This window comes from Teredinibacter purpureus (assembly GCF_014217335.1).
GTDB lineage: Bacteria > Pseudomonadota > Gammaproteobacteria > Pseudomonadales > Cellvibrionaceae > Teredinibacter > Teredinibacter purpureus.
In genome coordinates this window covers 1565057-1580344 of record NZ_CP060092.1, presented here as the reverse complement: position 1 = coordinate 1580344, position 15288 = coordinate 1565057, and the positions used below count along the sequence as shown (strand labels likewise).

General features: G+C 48.2%; 14 protein-coding genes. 5 read left to right on the top strand and 9 right to left on the bottom strand.

From position 1 onward, the window contains the following. Position 1 precedes the first annotated feature (1 nt). The 3 genes from H5647_RS07025 to H5647_RS07015 form a co-directional block, all read right to left on the bottom strand. Positions 2–1267: an N-acetylmuramoyl-L-alanine amidase gene (locus tag H5647_RS07025; RefSeq protein ID WP_082087161.1), complete on the bottom strand. Its 1266-nt coding sequence runs from the start codon at positions 1265–1267 to the stop codon at positions 2–4. A 115-nt stretch (positions 1268–1382) separates the two neighbouring features. Next, positions 1383–1865: a tRNA (adenosine(37)-N6)-threonylcarbamoyltransferase complex ATPase subunit type 1 TsaE gene (tsaE, locus tag H5647_RS07020; RefSeq protein ID WP_045857404.1), complete on the bottom strand. Its 483-nt coding sequence runs from the start codon at positions 1863–1865 to the stop codon at positions 1383–1385. After that, a complete protein-coding gene (locus tag H5647_RS07015) occupies positions 1865–3394 on the bottom strand; it encodes a bifunctional ADP-dependent NAD(P)H-hydrate dehydratase/NAD(P)H-hydrate epimerase (protein WP_045857402.1) in 1530 nt (509 codons plus the stop codon). Before H5647_RS07015 ends, tsaE begins: the two co-directional genes overlap by 1 nt. Before the next feature lie 93 nt (positions 3395–3487). Between H5647_RS07015 and queG the strand changes: the two genes are divergently transcribed. Then, positions 3488–4618: a tRNA epoxyqueuosine(34) reductase QueG gene (gene queG / locus H5647_RS07010; protein ID WP_045857400.1), complete on the top strand. Its 1131-nt coding sequence runs from the start codon at positions 3488–3490 to the stop codon at positions 4616–4618. Here queG and H5647_RS07005 read toward each other — a convergent pair. The 3 genes from H5647_RS07005 to orn form a co-directional block, all read right to left on the bottom strand. After that, the gene (locus H5647_RS07005) at positions 4615–5829 is read right to left on the bottom strand and encodes an MFS transporter (RefSeq protein ID WP_236074811.1); all 1215 of its coding nucleotides are present in this window, start codon (positions 5827–5829) and stop codon (positions 4615–4617) included. The genes queG and H5647_RS07005 overlap by 4 nt on opposite strands. Before the next feature lie 115 nt (positions 5830–5944). Further along, positions 5945–6274 (bottom strand): hypothetical protein, encoded by a 330-nt coding sequence (locus H5647_RS07000; protein ID WP_052691914.1) that lies wholly within the window; start codon positions 6272–6274, stop codon positions 5945–5947. A 361-nt stretch (positions 6275–6635) separates the two neighbouring features. Continuing rightward, positions 6636–7181: an oligoribonuclease gene (gene orn / locus H5647_RS06995; RefSeq protein ID WP_045861172.1), complete on the bottom strand. Its 546-nt coding sequence runs from the start codon at positions 7179–7181 to the stop codon at positions 6636–6638. Between the two features lie 160 nt (positions 7182–7341). On the opposite strand from orn, the gene rsgA reads away from it, so the two are divergent. From rsgA to H5647_RS06975, 4 genes are all read left to right on the top strand, one after another. Beyond that, positions 7342–8346 (top strand): small ribosomal subunit biogenesis GTPase RsgA, encoded by a 1005-nt coding sequence (rsgA, locus tag H5647_RS06990; protein WP_045857396.1) that lies wholly within the window; start codon positions 7342–7344, stop codon positions 8344–8346. 43 nt (positions 8347–8389) lie between these two features. Further along, positions 8390–9244, top strand: a complete 855-nt coding sequence (locus H5647_RS06985) for a rhodanese-like domain-containing protein (RefSeq protein WP_045857394.1) — start codon at positions 8390–8392, stop codon at positions 9242–9244. Next, complete coding sequence (asd, locus tag H5647_RS06980) at positions 9241–10101, top strand: archaetidylserine decarboxylase (RefSeq protein ID WP_045857393.1); 861 nt, start codon at positions 9241–9243, stop codon at positions 10099–10101. The genes H5647_RS06985 and asd overlap by 4 nt, the downstream gene beginning before the upstream one ends. 85 nt (positions 10102–10186) lie before the next feature. Further along, positions 10187–11038: a methylated-DNA--[protein]-cysteine S-methyltransferase gene (locus H5647_RS06975; RefSeq protein WP_045857391.1), complete on the top strand. Its 852-nt coding sequence runs from the start codon at positions 10187–10189 to the stop codon at positions 11036–11038. Positions 11039–11041: 3 nt separating this feature from the next. Here the strand turns inward: H5647_RS06975 and H5647_RS06970 are convergent, their stop codons facing one another. The 3 genes from H5647_RS06970 to H5647_RS06960 all read right to left on the bottom strand — a co-directional run bounded on the left by H5647_RS06970 (position 11042) and on the right by H5647_RS06960 (position 15237). Then, positions 11042–12421 (bottom strand): HD-GYP domain-containing protein, encoded by a 1380-nt coding sequence (locus H5647_RS06970; RefSeq protein WP_045857389.1) that lies wholly within the window; start codon positions 12419–12421, stop codon positions 11042–11044. A 262-nt stretch (positions 12422–12683) separates the two neighbouring features. Beyond that, positions 12684–13748 (bottom strand): uroporphyrinogen decarboxylase, encoded by a 1065-nt coding sequence (gene hemE, locus H5647_RS06965; RefSeq protein WP_045857385.1) that lies wholly within the window; start codon positions 13746–13748, stop codon positions 12684–12686. A gap of 70 nt (positions 13749–13818) precedes the next feature. Further along, positions 13819–15237, bottom strand: coding sequence for an FAD-dependent oxidoreductase (locus tag H5647_RS06960; RefSeq protein ID WP_045857383.1), 1419 nt, complete (start codon positions 15235–15237; stop codon positions 13819–13821). Positions 15238–15288: the final 51 nt, after the last annotated feature.

Genomic DNA, 15288 nt, shown 5'->3' with positions numbered 1-15288 from the left:
TTTAGGAGGCCGGTATCTTAAGTACTTGGCCAATTTTAATGTGAGAACCGGTCAAATTATTAACCGTTTTGATCTTCGCAACGCTCACATTATACCGATTTGCCAACGCCGTTAGCGTGTCGCCTCGAGTAATCGTATGCTGTACAACGCTATTAGAACCACCATTTTTTTCCCAAGCCACAAAAGAGCCTGCGGGAGGGGTTTCATAAAAATAGGACTTAACGCCATTAAATATGGCCGTAGCGAGCTTTTTTCTATGAGCAAAAGTATTGAGTTTTTTAGCCTCTCCAGGGTTGGAGATAAAACCCGTTTCGACCAGAATAGAAGGCACATCAGGGGACTTAAGCACAGCAAAACCAGCCTGCTCTACATGTGGTTTGTGTAATCGCGTAATTTTACCCACCTCTTTCAATACGCGATCGCCCACGTCTAAACTATTAGCTAGCGAAGCTGTCATCGATAAATCGACAAGTACACCCGCTAACGTATCGTCAATGTTTTCGAGGTCAACGCCGCCTACACCACCAATTAAGTCGGCTTCATTTTCTTTTGATGCTAAGAATCGTGCCGTTTCAGAGGTTGCACCACGGCGAGACAATGCAAACACCGATGCCCCTTGCGCCTTAGGGTTTTTAAACGCATCGGCATGAATAGAAATAAAAACATCCGCTCGCACACTCCTCGCTTTATTTCGGCGTTCACGCAGCGGAATGTAGTAATCCCCAGAACGCACCATGTGCGCTTTATAGCCGGGTTGCGCATTTACCATGCGCTCTAACTGCTGGCTGATTTTGTAAACAATGTCTTTTTCGTAGATTTTTTTAGGGCCCAATGCGCCGGGATCTTCCCCACCGTGCCCGGCGTCAATCGCTACAATAATATCGCGTCGTCCACTGTAAGTAGTAACAACTTGTTCAACCGTTTTAACCGTTTCGGTTTTCGCATCATAAAGATCAACAACCAAACGGTCAGGTTTTTCTCCATGTTTCGCCAGTATAAACGTACGCGGCTTAACGTCAGTACTAAGATCCAAGACAACCCGCAAGTTGTTACTGTGTTTACCAAAGCGCAACTGTTTAATGGGTGTTGACGAAAGATCGATATCCTTCGACAACACCTTGCTCGTAGAACCTGCAATATCGACTACAATTCGGTCAGGCTCTTTAAGCCGAAAAACCGAGTGTTCTACCGCTGCGCTTAAGTCAAATACTAATCGCGTATGATCCGGCGCTCGCCACAATCGCACACTATCGATATTAGCGGCCATAGCCGAAGAACTTAATAGAAACAGCAGCTGAACAAACGCCAATAGCGCCCAAGGCACACATTCCACTTTCAGCGTATTCAACAGCACCACTTCAGCGCCCTCATGTATTGTTATTTTAACCCATACTCTGCACGATTTTTATGCCGCGTGCGGTGTGGGCACACACACTCAACGCTCTGCCCTCGCCCTGCGGCGTAAAGGTGGCCGTTAGATCTGGCGCGGGCAAAAAACCTTCTCCTCTTGTCGGCCACTCGATTAAACAAATGGCATGCGTCTGGAAATAGTCCCGTATCCCCATGTATTCCAATTCTTCAGGGTCACCCAAACGATACAAATCAAAATGAAAAACCGAAGCATCTTCAAATTCATACGGCTCGACCAGAGTATAAGTTGGGCTCTTAACCGCACCTGAATAACCAAACGCATTGAGAATACCACGGCAGAAGGTAGTTTTACCCGCACCAAGTACACCGTCTAAATTGATAATAGCGCCGCCGCGCAGATGCGCGCCGAATAACCTTCCAACGGCTACCGTCGCAGCCTCATCGACCAAAGAAGCGTCAAAGATTATCGACGCAGATATTGAAATACCAGACATTAATTTAATAACTCTCGAATATAGGGGATTAAATCCGACGCCAACAAACCTCTTTCACCACCCTCTTCGGCCGCTAAATCGGCTGCGTCACCATGCACACAAACGGCAAGGCAAGCCGCGTCGAGAGCCGTAAGCCCCTGAGCCATTAACGCCGCTATAACGCCGGCTAAAACGTCGCCCATCCCACCCGATGCCATACCGGGGTTTCCCACATCCGCAAGATAAAGCTGGTGGCCATCGGTTATTACCGTACCGGCTCCTTTTAATACTACAACCCCCCCGTAACGTTTTTGCAGCTCACTCACAGCTAAAAATCGATTATTCTGTATTACCTCAACACTACAACCAAGCAATCTGGCGGCTTCACCAGGGTGAGGCGTTAGCACCCAATTATCGCGATACGCGTTCGGCAACACTCGCCCTTGCGCCATAATATTCAAGCCGTCTGCGTCAACAACTAGAGGTAAATCTGCCTGCACGGCTTGCTGCAACATTTGTTCAGACCATGGTGACTGCCCCAACCCCGGCCCTACCGCCACAACACTAGGGAAAGCCATTAACGGCTCCAATGCCTGACCCGATGCAACACCGGTAACCATCGCTTCTGGTACGCGCGATAAAATAGCGTTCACATGGATTGGTTGTGTCGCAACACTGGTTAACCCCGCTCCAGAACGCGCACAGGCTTCTGCCGTGAGAGTCACAGCACCGCCGTACCCCGTGTCGCCACCAATCACAAGCACGTGGCCAAACATTCCTTTATGGGCATCGGCAGGTCTAGCCTGCAGTAGAAGCTTAGTCGAGTGGATAGTCACCCTTTGGCAGTCGGCCTGAATGGTAGACCATGCGGCCTGTAACGCATCTTGGCTGCCTTCTTTGCTGAGGCCCAAATCATCAAAAACCACCTCCCCGCACAACTGAGGCCCCCGGCCCGTTAGCAGACCCGGCTTACAGGCCACAAACGTAACCGTTAAAGTCGCCGCAATCACAGCGCTCAAAGTGCCACCGGTATCGCCGTTTAGGCCCGATGGCATATCAACAGCTACAACCGGTACCCCCATCCCATTAATAGCGTCTATTGCCGCCTTAACCTCTGCTCGAAGCTCTCCCTTTAAGCCTGTGCCAAGGAGTGCATCAACAATGATATCGGTGTGTTCCTGTAAGAAAGCGCTCGACCAGTCTTGCACCTCGACAACCCTCACACCTTCTTGTATTGCGAACCGATAAGCCCGAGCCGCATCCCCTGTTAGGGCCGAAGGAGAGCATAGCGATAAAACCGCTACATCCATTTCCCTACGCATTGCCAGCGCAGCCATAACATAACCGTCGCCGCCATTATTACCACTGCCGCAAACGATTCGTACCGACTCGGCGTTAGGCCACCGCTGAATTAACGCATCGAAAGCAACGCGGCCTGCGCGCTTCATCAGTTGAATACTTGCGATACCCGTAACATCGATCGCGAGTTCTTCTAGTTGGCGCACGTGTTCAGCGCGAAAAAGTTGGTCGGGCAGTGTAAAATCACTCATAGCAAGTTCGGCTCAATTAGTGTGGCCGAAATTATACGGAATGTTGGCCATACTCCCAAAGCCAATTCGCACACTCAATCGAACTGAATCATTATGCAAGGCTATAACCCTACCCCAGAACAGATGCTCGCACTCGCCGCGCTAGCCGAAAAAATCCAACTCTGGGCGCGAGAGCTAGGTTTTCAGCAAATAGGCATATCCGACGGCAATCTTTCGAGCGAAGCTGAGCGACTAGAAGAGTGGCTCGACGAAGGGTACAACGGCACAATGGCCTGGATGGCCGAACGGCAAGAGATGCGTAAGCAACCAGAAAAGTTGCACGAAGGCACCCGCTGTATTATTTCCGCTCGAATGGACTATCTCCCCGATAGCACAGAACAGATCAAAATCTTAAAATCTCCTGAAAAAGCGTACATCTCTCGATACGCATTAGGGCGAGATTATCACAAGTTGATTCGAAAACGTCTCGCCAAAGTGGCCGAAAAAATTAACGCTGAAGCGTGTATTATTTTTCCCGACCAACCGGCACATCAACGACCTTTCGTCGATAGCGCGCCAGTTCTAGAGCGTCCGCTTGCCGAAAAAGCCGGCCTTGGATGGGTAGGCAAACACACACTACTCATTAACCAGTATGCGGGAAGCTGGTTTTTCCTAGGTGAAATATTCACCGATCTGCCGTTCCCCACTAATACGTTTACTGCCGAAAATAAATGCGGCGATTGCGAAGCCTGCCTTAAAGTTTGCCCAACCGCCGCATTCCCCAAGCCCTATCAGCTTGACGCACGCCGATGCATTGCCTACCTAACCATCGAAAACAAAGGGCCAATCCCTCAAGAGTACCGCGCGGTAATGGGCAACCGCGTATTTGGTTGTGATGACTGCCAAGCCATTTGCCCATGGAATAAGTACGCACAACCTAGCGGCGAAAAAGATTTTCAACCACGGCACGGCCTAGCCAACAGCGATTTACTAACGCTTTTCTTATGGAATGAAGACACGTTTTTAAAAAATACCGAAGGCTCGGCAATTCGCCGCATTGGCTTTGAAGGCTGGCAGCGTAACCTCGCGATAGGCCTTGGCAACGCACCGCACTCAAACGAGATTATTCAAGCGCTACGCAGCCAAAAAAATACTGCCAGCACATTAGTTGCCGAACACATCGACTGGGCTTTGGCGCAACAACTCAACCCGCAGCGCAAACGACCACGAAAATTACAGCGTTAGACTTTTTTGACAGGATAGGAGAACGCAGCTAACACGCACGCCCCACTCACCGCGACCGCTAAAATCACAGCTAAAGTCACCGCGCTCATATGATTGTCGATAAGCACACCAAACAACAATGGCGATAATGAGGTAGACCAAACACCAAATGACGATGTCATTGAACGAATACTACCTAACCTCCCAGTTCCGTATACTTCCGCCCATAACGCTCCAGTAATGGGACCGCTACAACCAATCGACATACCCAGTAACGCCAACATAACGCCTGCGACAACCGGCCCCTCTAAAAAGGCAACGGCAAGCATCGCCAATAATAAGGGCAGATTATAAAAAGGCAGCAATCGAGCAGCGCTGTAGCGATCGACCAATAAGCCTGCAACCAGAGATGCAAGCCAATGCACAACACCATAAACAACAAAGCTTGCCGCAAATACGTCCATTGACCATTGCTTTTCAAACAAAAAGAACGATTGATGTATGAAAATACCCGTCACCACAAACGGTGCGGCAATCACAGCAGGCAACACTCGCCAGAAACGTCCATCGGATAATACTGCGCCTCGGCCTTGATCCTCTGCTTGCTCACTTGCATCGCGTACAACAGGCGAAAACTCATACCCTCTGCGCTTTGCGCTAGACAGTAAAAAGTAGCTCAACGGCAAAAATACGATAGCAATAAAAATTACAATAACAATCCAACTATTTTGCCAACCCCAATACGAGATAAGCAACGTAGCGGCAAGCGGTAGTAATATTTCACCAACAGGCACGCCAGAAGCCGCTACACTAATTGCCTTACCTCTATGACCCGAAAAACAACGCGCCATGGTGGTAACACCGGTATGCGGTAACAAACCTTGGCCACACAACCTCACCATAAAAAATGCACACCCCAACCACCAAATATTGTCGCTAATCACAAACAGCAAACAACCAAACATCAAACCAAAGGCCACAAAACTGGTAAAGCGCATGAGCGGCCATCGATCAATATACCCTCCTACCAACATTAAACTCGTTCCTGCAAGCAATGTAGCGACGGAATACACCAATCCATAACGCGAGGCCGAAAGCTCTAGCGACTGTTGAATGCTAGCGCCGTAAGTGCCGAGAAAAAATGATTGCCCAAAATTGCCCATAAACACGGCAAGAAAACCAAAAGCCAGCAAAAACTTACCCTTCACAAAAAATTGATTATTGGTGTGCACGAAATACCTCGCCCCTGCAGGATTTGAAGAGGCGGGCATTATATAGAAGAAAGGAGAGCGCTATAGCGGAAACGAAGAAAATTATGCTGGGTCGTTAATGCGCGATAAAATATAGCTAGTGCCGTAGTTCAAGCATTGACTTCATATTAATCGAACCGTCACTCTCCAGTACGCCGTACTGACTTTGATCGGCATTCACAACAACAACAACAGCATCTTGAAATAACGGCCGTCGAACAAAGGCCAACTGCCAACCAAAGCTTTCCATATTGCGCAGCGACATCACTTGGTCATCGTTAATGTACTCAGCCACATTCATGGGAATTGGCTTACTTTGGTCCCTGCGCTCACGTCGACTTTCAGGTTCGGCCACAGCAGCCGTTACCGATGAGAGGTCAGACTCGACTACAGAATATAAAGGTACAGATGAATCGGGAAATTGCATAGGTCTCATTCCTTCGAGCTAGTAACAATGAAGCTCGTAACAATAAAATAACCGCCAAAAAAACCGATTACCCAGCCTCAATAACATCAATGTCGAAGATTGAGATTAATCGTTAAGTCGGTTTGTTACTTTAAGCTTCGTCCTGATATGCAAGCTTGTCAAAAACCTGCTTGCGCTAAAAACCTCCTTTATAAGACCAAGGAAGAATATGGAATAACAGGTGCAATGATACACCTGAAGGAAAGAATAAAAGCGGCAATAGATGACAGTGCTTAGACCAACTTTTAAGCAAGCACTTTAACTTGCAGAAGGAAAAGATCTATAGATAAAAGAACGCGTCAACGGTATGACGCGTAATTATCTATTGGCGAATAAAATGTTCGCGATAGTGCTTTAGTTCCGCGATTGATTCACGAATATCGTCTAGCGCTAGGTGAGAACCTTGCTTGGTAAACCCGTCAAGAACGTGGGGCTGCCAACGAGACGCCAACTCTTTTAACGTGCTTACATCAATGTTGCGATAGTGAAAATAATTCGCTAATCGCGGCATAAAACGTTGTAAAAATCGCCGGTCTTGCCCGATCGAATTACCGCACATTGGCGACTTTCCTTCAGGCACCCAGCCTGCGAGAAAATCCAACGTTGCCTGTTCAGCCGCGGACGTAGAAACCTCGCTCGCTTTCACCCGTTGCGTTAATCCTGAATGCCCATGCTGCGTGGTACACCACTCATCCATTTGATTCATTACCGCATCAGGCTGATAAATGGCCATAACGGGCCCTTCAGCAAGCGTATTGAGGTTCGCATCAGTAACAACTGTAGCTATTTCGATGATGACATCATGCTCAGGAATCAATCCGGTCATCTCCAGATCAATCCAAATAAGGTTGTTTTCGCTGTTAGCCATAGTTTTTTCCATTACAATGCAACTTCCGAATTCTAGCAGCTCGAAGAGGAAGTTCCCATTAGCAGGCACACCCCCCGACCCTCACACCTCATATCTCTGCGTGTTCGTGAGCCAAATGATCAGACAGGCTCCACGATAACACGCTCCCTATTGGCCACTCATGACCAAGCGTAAGCTAAGCCAGCAGCAATCTCGACGAATCGAAGAAAACCAAAAGAAACGCCGAAAGAATGCTGACAACGAAGGCCGTTCTAGCGCGCCCGAGCAACACGGAACGGTTATAACCCGCTACGGAAAGCAAGCGGATATCGAGACCGCAGATGGCACTCTATGGCGCTGCTATCTGCGTGCAAACTTGGGGGAAATCGTTACGGGCGACAACGTTATCTGGCAGCAAGAGGACGATAATTGCGGTGTTGTCGTTTCTGTAATGCAAAGCCGTAACCGCCTACAAAGGCCCGATAGCTACGGAAAAATGCGCGATGTTGCCGCCAATATCGATCAAGTACTTATCACGCTAGCCGTAGAACCCGAGCCTCACGCAGGGCTTATTGATCGCTACCTCGTAGTCGCCGAAAATTTAGACGTAAAACCGGTATTACTTCTCAATAAGGCCGATTTACTCGGCGAGCCTGAGAGCTGCTCTATTCAACAACTGCTACATCAGTATAAATTACTCGGTTACGACGTTGTGCTTGCGTCTTCGAAAAGCGAACACGGGCTAGATACCCTAAAAGTACATTTACGCAACGTCACCAGTATTTTCGCGGGACAATCTGGCGTCGGTAAATCGTCCATTATTCAACTGTTACTGCCCAACGAAGATATTAAAATTGGAGAGCTTTCAGAACAAATTGCTAAAGGCCGGCATACCACGACCCATTCTAGGCTCTATCACTTCCCTGACGGCGGCAATTGTATCGATTCACCAGGTATTCGTGATTTTGGGCTATGGCACATGAACGTGGACGATGTTATTCACGGTTTTATAGAGCTTCGTCAACGTGCGGGGCATTGTAAATTCAGAGATTGCAGGCACCAACAGGAGCCTGGATGCGCCATTACCTCAGCGCAACAAGACGGGATTATATCCGCCGAACGTTATGAGAGCTTTTGTCGCATCATTAACACCTTAAATGACGTCGATATAAAACCATCGCTATAGCCTTACCACGATCTCTCGCACATGCTTCTCCACAAGGATCTTTATGCTCAACCCGCTTTTGCCGCCCGTTATAGAACCGGTTGAACTCCACCAGTATCTAGACGCTAGAGCCAGCGCTCTGGCTTACAACACACAAGCCTTACCGCCCATTTGTATTATTGATTTAAGCTCCGAGCAATCTTATCGCGCTGGCCACATACCTAACGCCGTCTATCTTCCCCCAACCGCGCTACTATCAGGTCGCCCGCCTGCGCCAGGTAAAATACCGCCGTTAGCGCAACTAGAGCAGGTTTTTGGCTATTTAGGCCTTACCTCAAATACACATTTTATTGTTTATGACGATGAAGGTGGTGGCTGGGCAGGCCGATTCATTTGGACATTAGACGTGATTGGGCACCCACACTATTCCTACGTGAATGGAGGATTATTGGCCTGGAAGAAGAACGCTCTAGCAGTGGAACAACACGAGCATAGAGCCTCCGCCACATCACCCGCCCTCAATATTCACTCAGGCGTTATCGCCGAAATTCCCGATATTCTGGCGGAGCTGAACAACAACAATGCCCGTATTTGGGATGCTCGCTCTCCAGAAGAGTTTCGCGGCGAAAAAGTTTTTGCACGTAAAGGTGGTCACATTCCCGGTGCCATTAATTGTGAATGGACACAATTAATGGCACCGCAAAACGGCCACCGAATACGAAGCGATGCAGAACACTATTTGCAATCAGTAGGCTTAACAAAAAAGCACTCGATTATTACGCATTGCCAGTCTCATCACCGCTCGGGTTTTACCTATTTGGTTGGTAAACTACTCGGTTTTAACATTAAGGCCTATCACGGCTCTTGGGCTGAATGGGGCAACCATCCAAACACACCGGTTGAGGAAACAACGCTGTGAAATCTTTTTTATTTGTACTGCTGCAATACATACTCCCCCATCACTTGCTCTCGCGCATTGTAGGGTGGTTTGCCAGCACCGAAATCACGTGGATAAAAAACCTATTCATCCAGCGTTTTGCTGCAAATTTTGATGTCAATATGGCCGAGGCCGCGCAGGAAAGCCTTCTCGAGTATAAAAGTTTTAACGCATTTTTTTGCCGAGCCTTAAAGCCCGAAGCACGACCACTGGAGGAAGAAGAAAATGCTTTATTATGCCCCGCTGACGGCGCTATTAGCCAAGCAGGCACTATTAACGGCAATACAATTTTCCAAGCAAAAGGAAAATCATTTTCGACCACAGCATTACTGGGGGGTGACGAAACTTTGGCTAAAAAGTTTGAAAATGGCCAGTATTGCACCGTATATTTATCCCCAAAAGATTATCACCGCGTACACATGCCCATAAGCGGCACCCTCACCGATATGATCCATGTTCCCGGCGCACTCTTCTCCGTCAACCCAACGACCGTGAACAACGTAGACAACCTTTTCGCGCGCAATGAACGCGTTGTATCCATCTTCGAAACGGACGTTGGGCCCGTTGCTGTAGTACTCGTAGGCGCAATGATCGTTGCCTCTATCGAAACAGTATGGGCTGGCGAAATCGCGCCTCGAGGCAATAAAGTGACACGCCAGCAGTACGGCGAACACCCCCCTATTTCACTTACCCGCGGTAGCGAGATGGGGCGATTTAAACTAGGTTCAACCGCCGTGTTATTGATGCCCGAAAACAGTACCAACTGGCTTGAACGTATGACCCCTGGGCGCACCGTCAAAATGGGAGAGCCCTTGGCTACGATAAAAAAACGTCATTAAGCAGGATGCGGGTCGCCAAATTGACAATAAAATACTATCGTCGGCTTTGGTAGGCACTCATCTTTGACTCTGAGCGACCCGATCTATGAATAATTCTGCGAGCACCCCTACGCATAAGCGCTTTCAGCGCATGTGCGCGGCAATTGAATATTTGCGCCTTCACTTTCGCTCGCAACCTAGCGTTGCGAACATAGCACAACAGCTCAACATGAGTTCAGACCACCTTCATCATTTATTTAAGCAGTGGGTTGGCATAAGCCCTAAACAGTTTTTACAGTGCGTCACCGTAGAAAACGCTAAACCAATACTTGCTGAACAGCACTCCTGCATTGAAACGAGCAACGCACTAGGTTTGTCCAGTAGTAGCCGCCTCCACGACCACCTTGTATCACTAGAAGCTGTCACACCAGGGGATATCAAAGCCCGCGGGGAAGGATTAACGTTTTACTTTGGAGAAGGAAATACGCCACTGGGTATTGCTCGACTATGTTGGACCAAACGAGGTATTCACAGCTTAAAGTTTACACGTTATGACGGTGCTGAGCGCGACAACAAACACCTTCGACAACAATGGTCTGCAGCTCGTTGGGAAGAACAACCTACCGAGGCACAACAGTGGTTGAATAGGATATTTTCAAAACCGAGCGTGAAAAACGGAACGCTGAAACTATACGTGCAAGGCACCAACTTTCAAATAGCCGTTTGGCGAGCCCTGCTCAATATACCGCAGGGCACGACGCTTTGTTATGGTGAAGTAGCGGTTAAAGTAGGTAACCCAAACGCCAGCCGAGCGGCAGGCACCGCCATTGGCAAAAATCCCGTTGCAGTGCTTATACCGTGTCATCGAGTGATACGGGAGAGCGGGTTGTTAGGAGGGTATAGATGGGGCTTGGATAAAAAAACCTTACTCCTAGCAAAAGAGTTGTTAATACCATAAAGGTTAAAAGCCCGGTAGCTTTAACCCTGAACGCTTAAACAACCCCAGCAGGCCTTTGCCTTGCTTGCGTTGAATGTATTTATCGCGAATACCGGCCACATCTATGTCATAAGCGCCCGGCTGTAAATCTTGCAAAATTTCAATACGCTGTATTTCAGACGGATGGTACTTACCGGAATCTAATTTTGCTTGTTTATCGCGCTCTTCTGCCGCTAAATTAACTAATTCGGGCGCACGCAATAGTTGCTTGTAAGCATCTAGAACGACCATTACGACAGGCTTCAAACGTCGATCAAAATTTTGCTCAACCACAACACCCACTTCGCCCGTAGACAATTCAACTAATGTGCCTGTTGGGTATAAACCAATCGCCCGAATAAATTCTACAACCAATTCTTCTTGAAATTCCACTTCCCGTAATTCATACAGTCTCGCGACAGCTTTAGACGGTGATAGCGGATGCCCTTCACCACGCGGGTTCACCGTTTCATCGTAAAAAGTGACAATACCCGCAATCTTACCCAGTAAAGGAATTTTATCACCGCGCAAATGCTGCGGATAACCACTGCCATTTACGCGTTCACAATGCGTTTTAACAACGGACGTTACACGCGGCTGAACATCGGGCAGCTTACGTAAAATTTCTACACCGTAATCGATAAACTTCTCATACGCCTCTTGCTCAGTTTCGCTACGCTGTTTTTTCTCAAGCAAATGCCGGGGCAAACGTGTTTTACCAATATCTTTAAGGAGTACCCCCATCGCCAAAACATCTAAATCTGCTTTAGGCAGGCCTATATGTCGACCAAATAAAATGGCCCAAACCGCCGAACGTACGGCATGAGAATAGGTGTATTCGTCTTTATCGCGAACGCGGCTTAACCACGTAAAAGCATCGGGGCTGCGCAGCACGCTATCGACCATTTGGCTCGCCACACGCTTAGTTTCATTTATGGGCACATGATGATGATCTTGATTAACATGCCCCATGACGCTGCCGACCGCATCATACATTTGCTGATGAAGTTCGCGTGCAGGGCCAATTTCTTTTTCGAGAGGATCAATTTCGCGATACACATCGCGCCGAATTTTTAACGGCGCCACATCCACTATTCGTGTGAGCTTCGGTGCGCGAGCAGCTTTTCGCCCACCGCTAGAGCGAGCCGTTAGCTTTCTAAGATTGGTTTTTACCGGTGCGGTGCCCTTAGCAACATCGATGTAAACAAAATTGCAGTGCACCTTTAGTTCTTTAATTTCATCAAGGTCGCGAATATAGAACCCTTGGAGCGGAAAAGGCGTTTGCGTCCATGGCCTATCTAGACCAGACACAAACATGCCAACGGTTAGCTCGTTGGCATCAATCTTGACCTGCTTAATTCCCAAGAAATTATCCTCTTACGCAAAGGCTCTATTATGTCACCACTCCTCATTTTTCGGAGTGACGTCGTAGACTAGCACGAAAAGTGTATTTTCGCGCCAAAATGCTCCGATCAAATTATAAGCGTAAGAGCCCTTATTGCGTAAGGGCAATTGATTGGCGAATCGAAGAAATTGACGACCAGACACATACTTTATTAGGGTTTATATTCGATATAAATATAAACAAAGGTATTGCTAATTACCAAATACCATTAATCGATATGTTTCAGCCGTGATATTCACTTGATAGGTCGTGTACCGCATTAATGAAAGCTCCGGCATGCTCTGGGTCTACTTCTGGCGTGATACCGTGCCCGAGATTAAATACATGGCCACTACCCGCGCCATACGATTTAAGAATACGACCTACCTCTTCACGAATTCGGTCTGGGCTGGCATATAGAATAGTGGGATCCATGTTGCCTTGTAGCGCAACAGTATCGCCAACTCTTGCGCGAGCAACACTTATATCCGTCGTCCAGTCCAAGCCTAATGCGGTCGCCCCCGTTGCAGCCATAGATTCTAGCCATTGGCCGCCACCTTTTGTAAAAAGAATGACGGGGACTTGGCGACCTTCGTGCTCTTTGATAAGACCATCTACAATGCGCTGCATAGGCGCTAGCGAATACTTTAAGTAGGCCTCATGCGATAAGGCTCCACCCCAGGTATCGAAAATTTGGACCGCCTGGGCACCGGCGCGTATTTGGGCGTTGAGATAGTCGGTTACCGAAAGCACGAGCTTATCAAGCAATAGCTGCGCAACTTCGGGCTGGTTATACAGCATTGTTTTTGCTCGGCGAAAATCTTTGCTCGAGCCGCCCTCAACCATATAGGTCATCAACGTCCATGGGCTGCCCGAAAAACCAATTAACGGCACGCTTCCATTAAGCTCGTGGCGAATGGTCGATACGGCATCGATCACATATGTGAGTTCGTTTTCAGTATTGACGACAGGAAGCGCTTCAACGTCTTTCGAGGTACGTACCGGCTTGCGAAACTTTGGGCCTTCACCCGTTTCAAAGTAGAGGCCTAACCCCATTGCATCTGGAATGGTAAGAATATCGGAAAAGAGAATAGCGGCGTCTAGGGGGTAACGCTCCAACGGCTGCATGGTAACTTCACAGGCCCTTTGCGGGTTAGTGCAGAGCCCCATAAAATCGCCCGCGCGCGCGCGGGCAGCACGATATTCTGGCAAATATCGCCCTGCTTGGCGCATCATCCAAACAGGGGTTACATCAACAGGTTGGCGTAATAACGCGCGGAGAAAACGGTCGTTCTTTAATTCAATCATGGGCAGGCAAGTCAGTCGTTATTGTCGGTACTGAAAGGCCGGCCATGAGACAACCAGCCGCGTTTTTTAATTATACGTCCAAGTAATCCATTATTCCTTCGGCAGCTTGGCGTCCTTCCCAAATGGCCGTCACAACCAAATCGGAACCGCGAACCATATCGCCACCTGCAAACACCTTAGGGTTGGATGTTTGAAATTTATACTGCTGCTTTTCCGCGGCCTCAACACCGCCCCAGCTATTGACAGTAATACCCTGTTGTTCAAACCATGGGGCAGGGCTAGGACGAAACCCAAAAGCGATTAGCACCATGTCCGCAGGAACAATCTCTTCACTGCCCTCAATAGGTTCAGGCCTACGACGACCGTTTTCATCTGGGTCACCTAGCCGGGTTGTTATCACTTTTACGCCTTCAACTTTTCCATCACCCACGATGGCTACGGGCTGTCGATTAAACAGAAAATCAACGCCCTCTTCACGCGCATTAACCACTTCTCTGCGCGAACCAGGCATGTTCTCTTCATCACGTCTATATGCGCACGTTACGCTCGCGGCCTGCTGACGAATCGATGTACGATTGCAGTCCATAGCCGTATCACCGCCACCTAATACCACAACTTTTTTATCTTTGACGCTGATGAATTCTGCGGGGTCTTTTTCAAAGCCCAAATTACGATTCACATTAGAAATCAAAAACGGTAGGGCATCAAACACGCCCGGCAAATCTTCCCCGGGAAAACCACCTTTCATATAAGTGTAAGTGCCCATGGCCATAAACACGGCATCATAATCGGCAAGTAGCTCATCAATCGTAACGTCTTTACCCACATCCATATTCAAACGGAACTCAACGCCCATATGAGCAAAAATTTCACGCCGGTTTTTCATTACGTCTTTTTCGAGTTTGAACTCAGGAATACCGAAAGTTAATAGCCCACCAATTTCAGGGTGTTTGTCAAAAACTGTCGGTTTAATACCGTTTCGTACGAGAATATCAGCACACGCTAAGCCCGCAGGCCCCGCGCCAATAACGGCGACTTTTTTGTCGGTCCACACAACCTTGCTCATATCGGGGCGCCATCCCAGAGCAAACGCTGTATCCGTAATATATTTTTCGGTATTGCCAATGGTTACAGCACCAAAACCATCGTTTAACGTACAAGCACCTTCACACAATCGATCTTGCGGGCATACTCGACCACACACCTCAGGCAAGGAGTTTGTTTCGTGGCAAAGCTCAACGGCTTCAATAATATTCCCTTCGGACACAAGTTTGAGCCAATTAGGGATGTAATTATGTACCGGACATTTCCACTCACAATAAGGGTTGCCACATTCTAAGCAGCGATGAGCCTGGCCCTGCACCTGTTTTTCGGTAAAGGGCTGATATATTTCCACAAAACTCTCTTTTCTTGTCGCCGTGTCCTTTTTATTGGGATCTTGACGTCCAACATCGAGAAATTGGAAGTTATTGTTTAATCGTTCAGCCATACATTCAGCCCTTGCTACTTTACTGGCGGCTTGCAAAGCAAGCCTGAATCA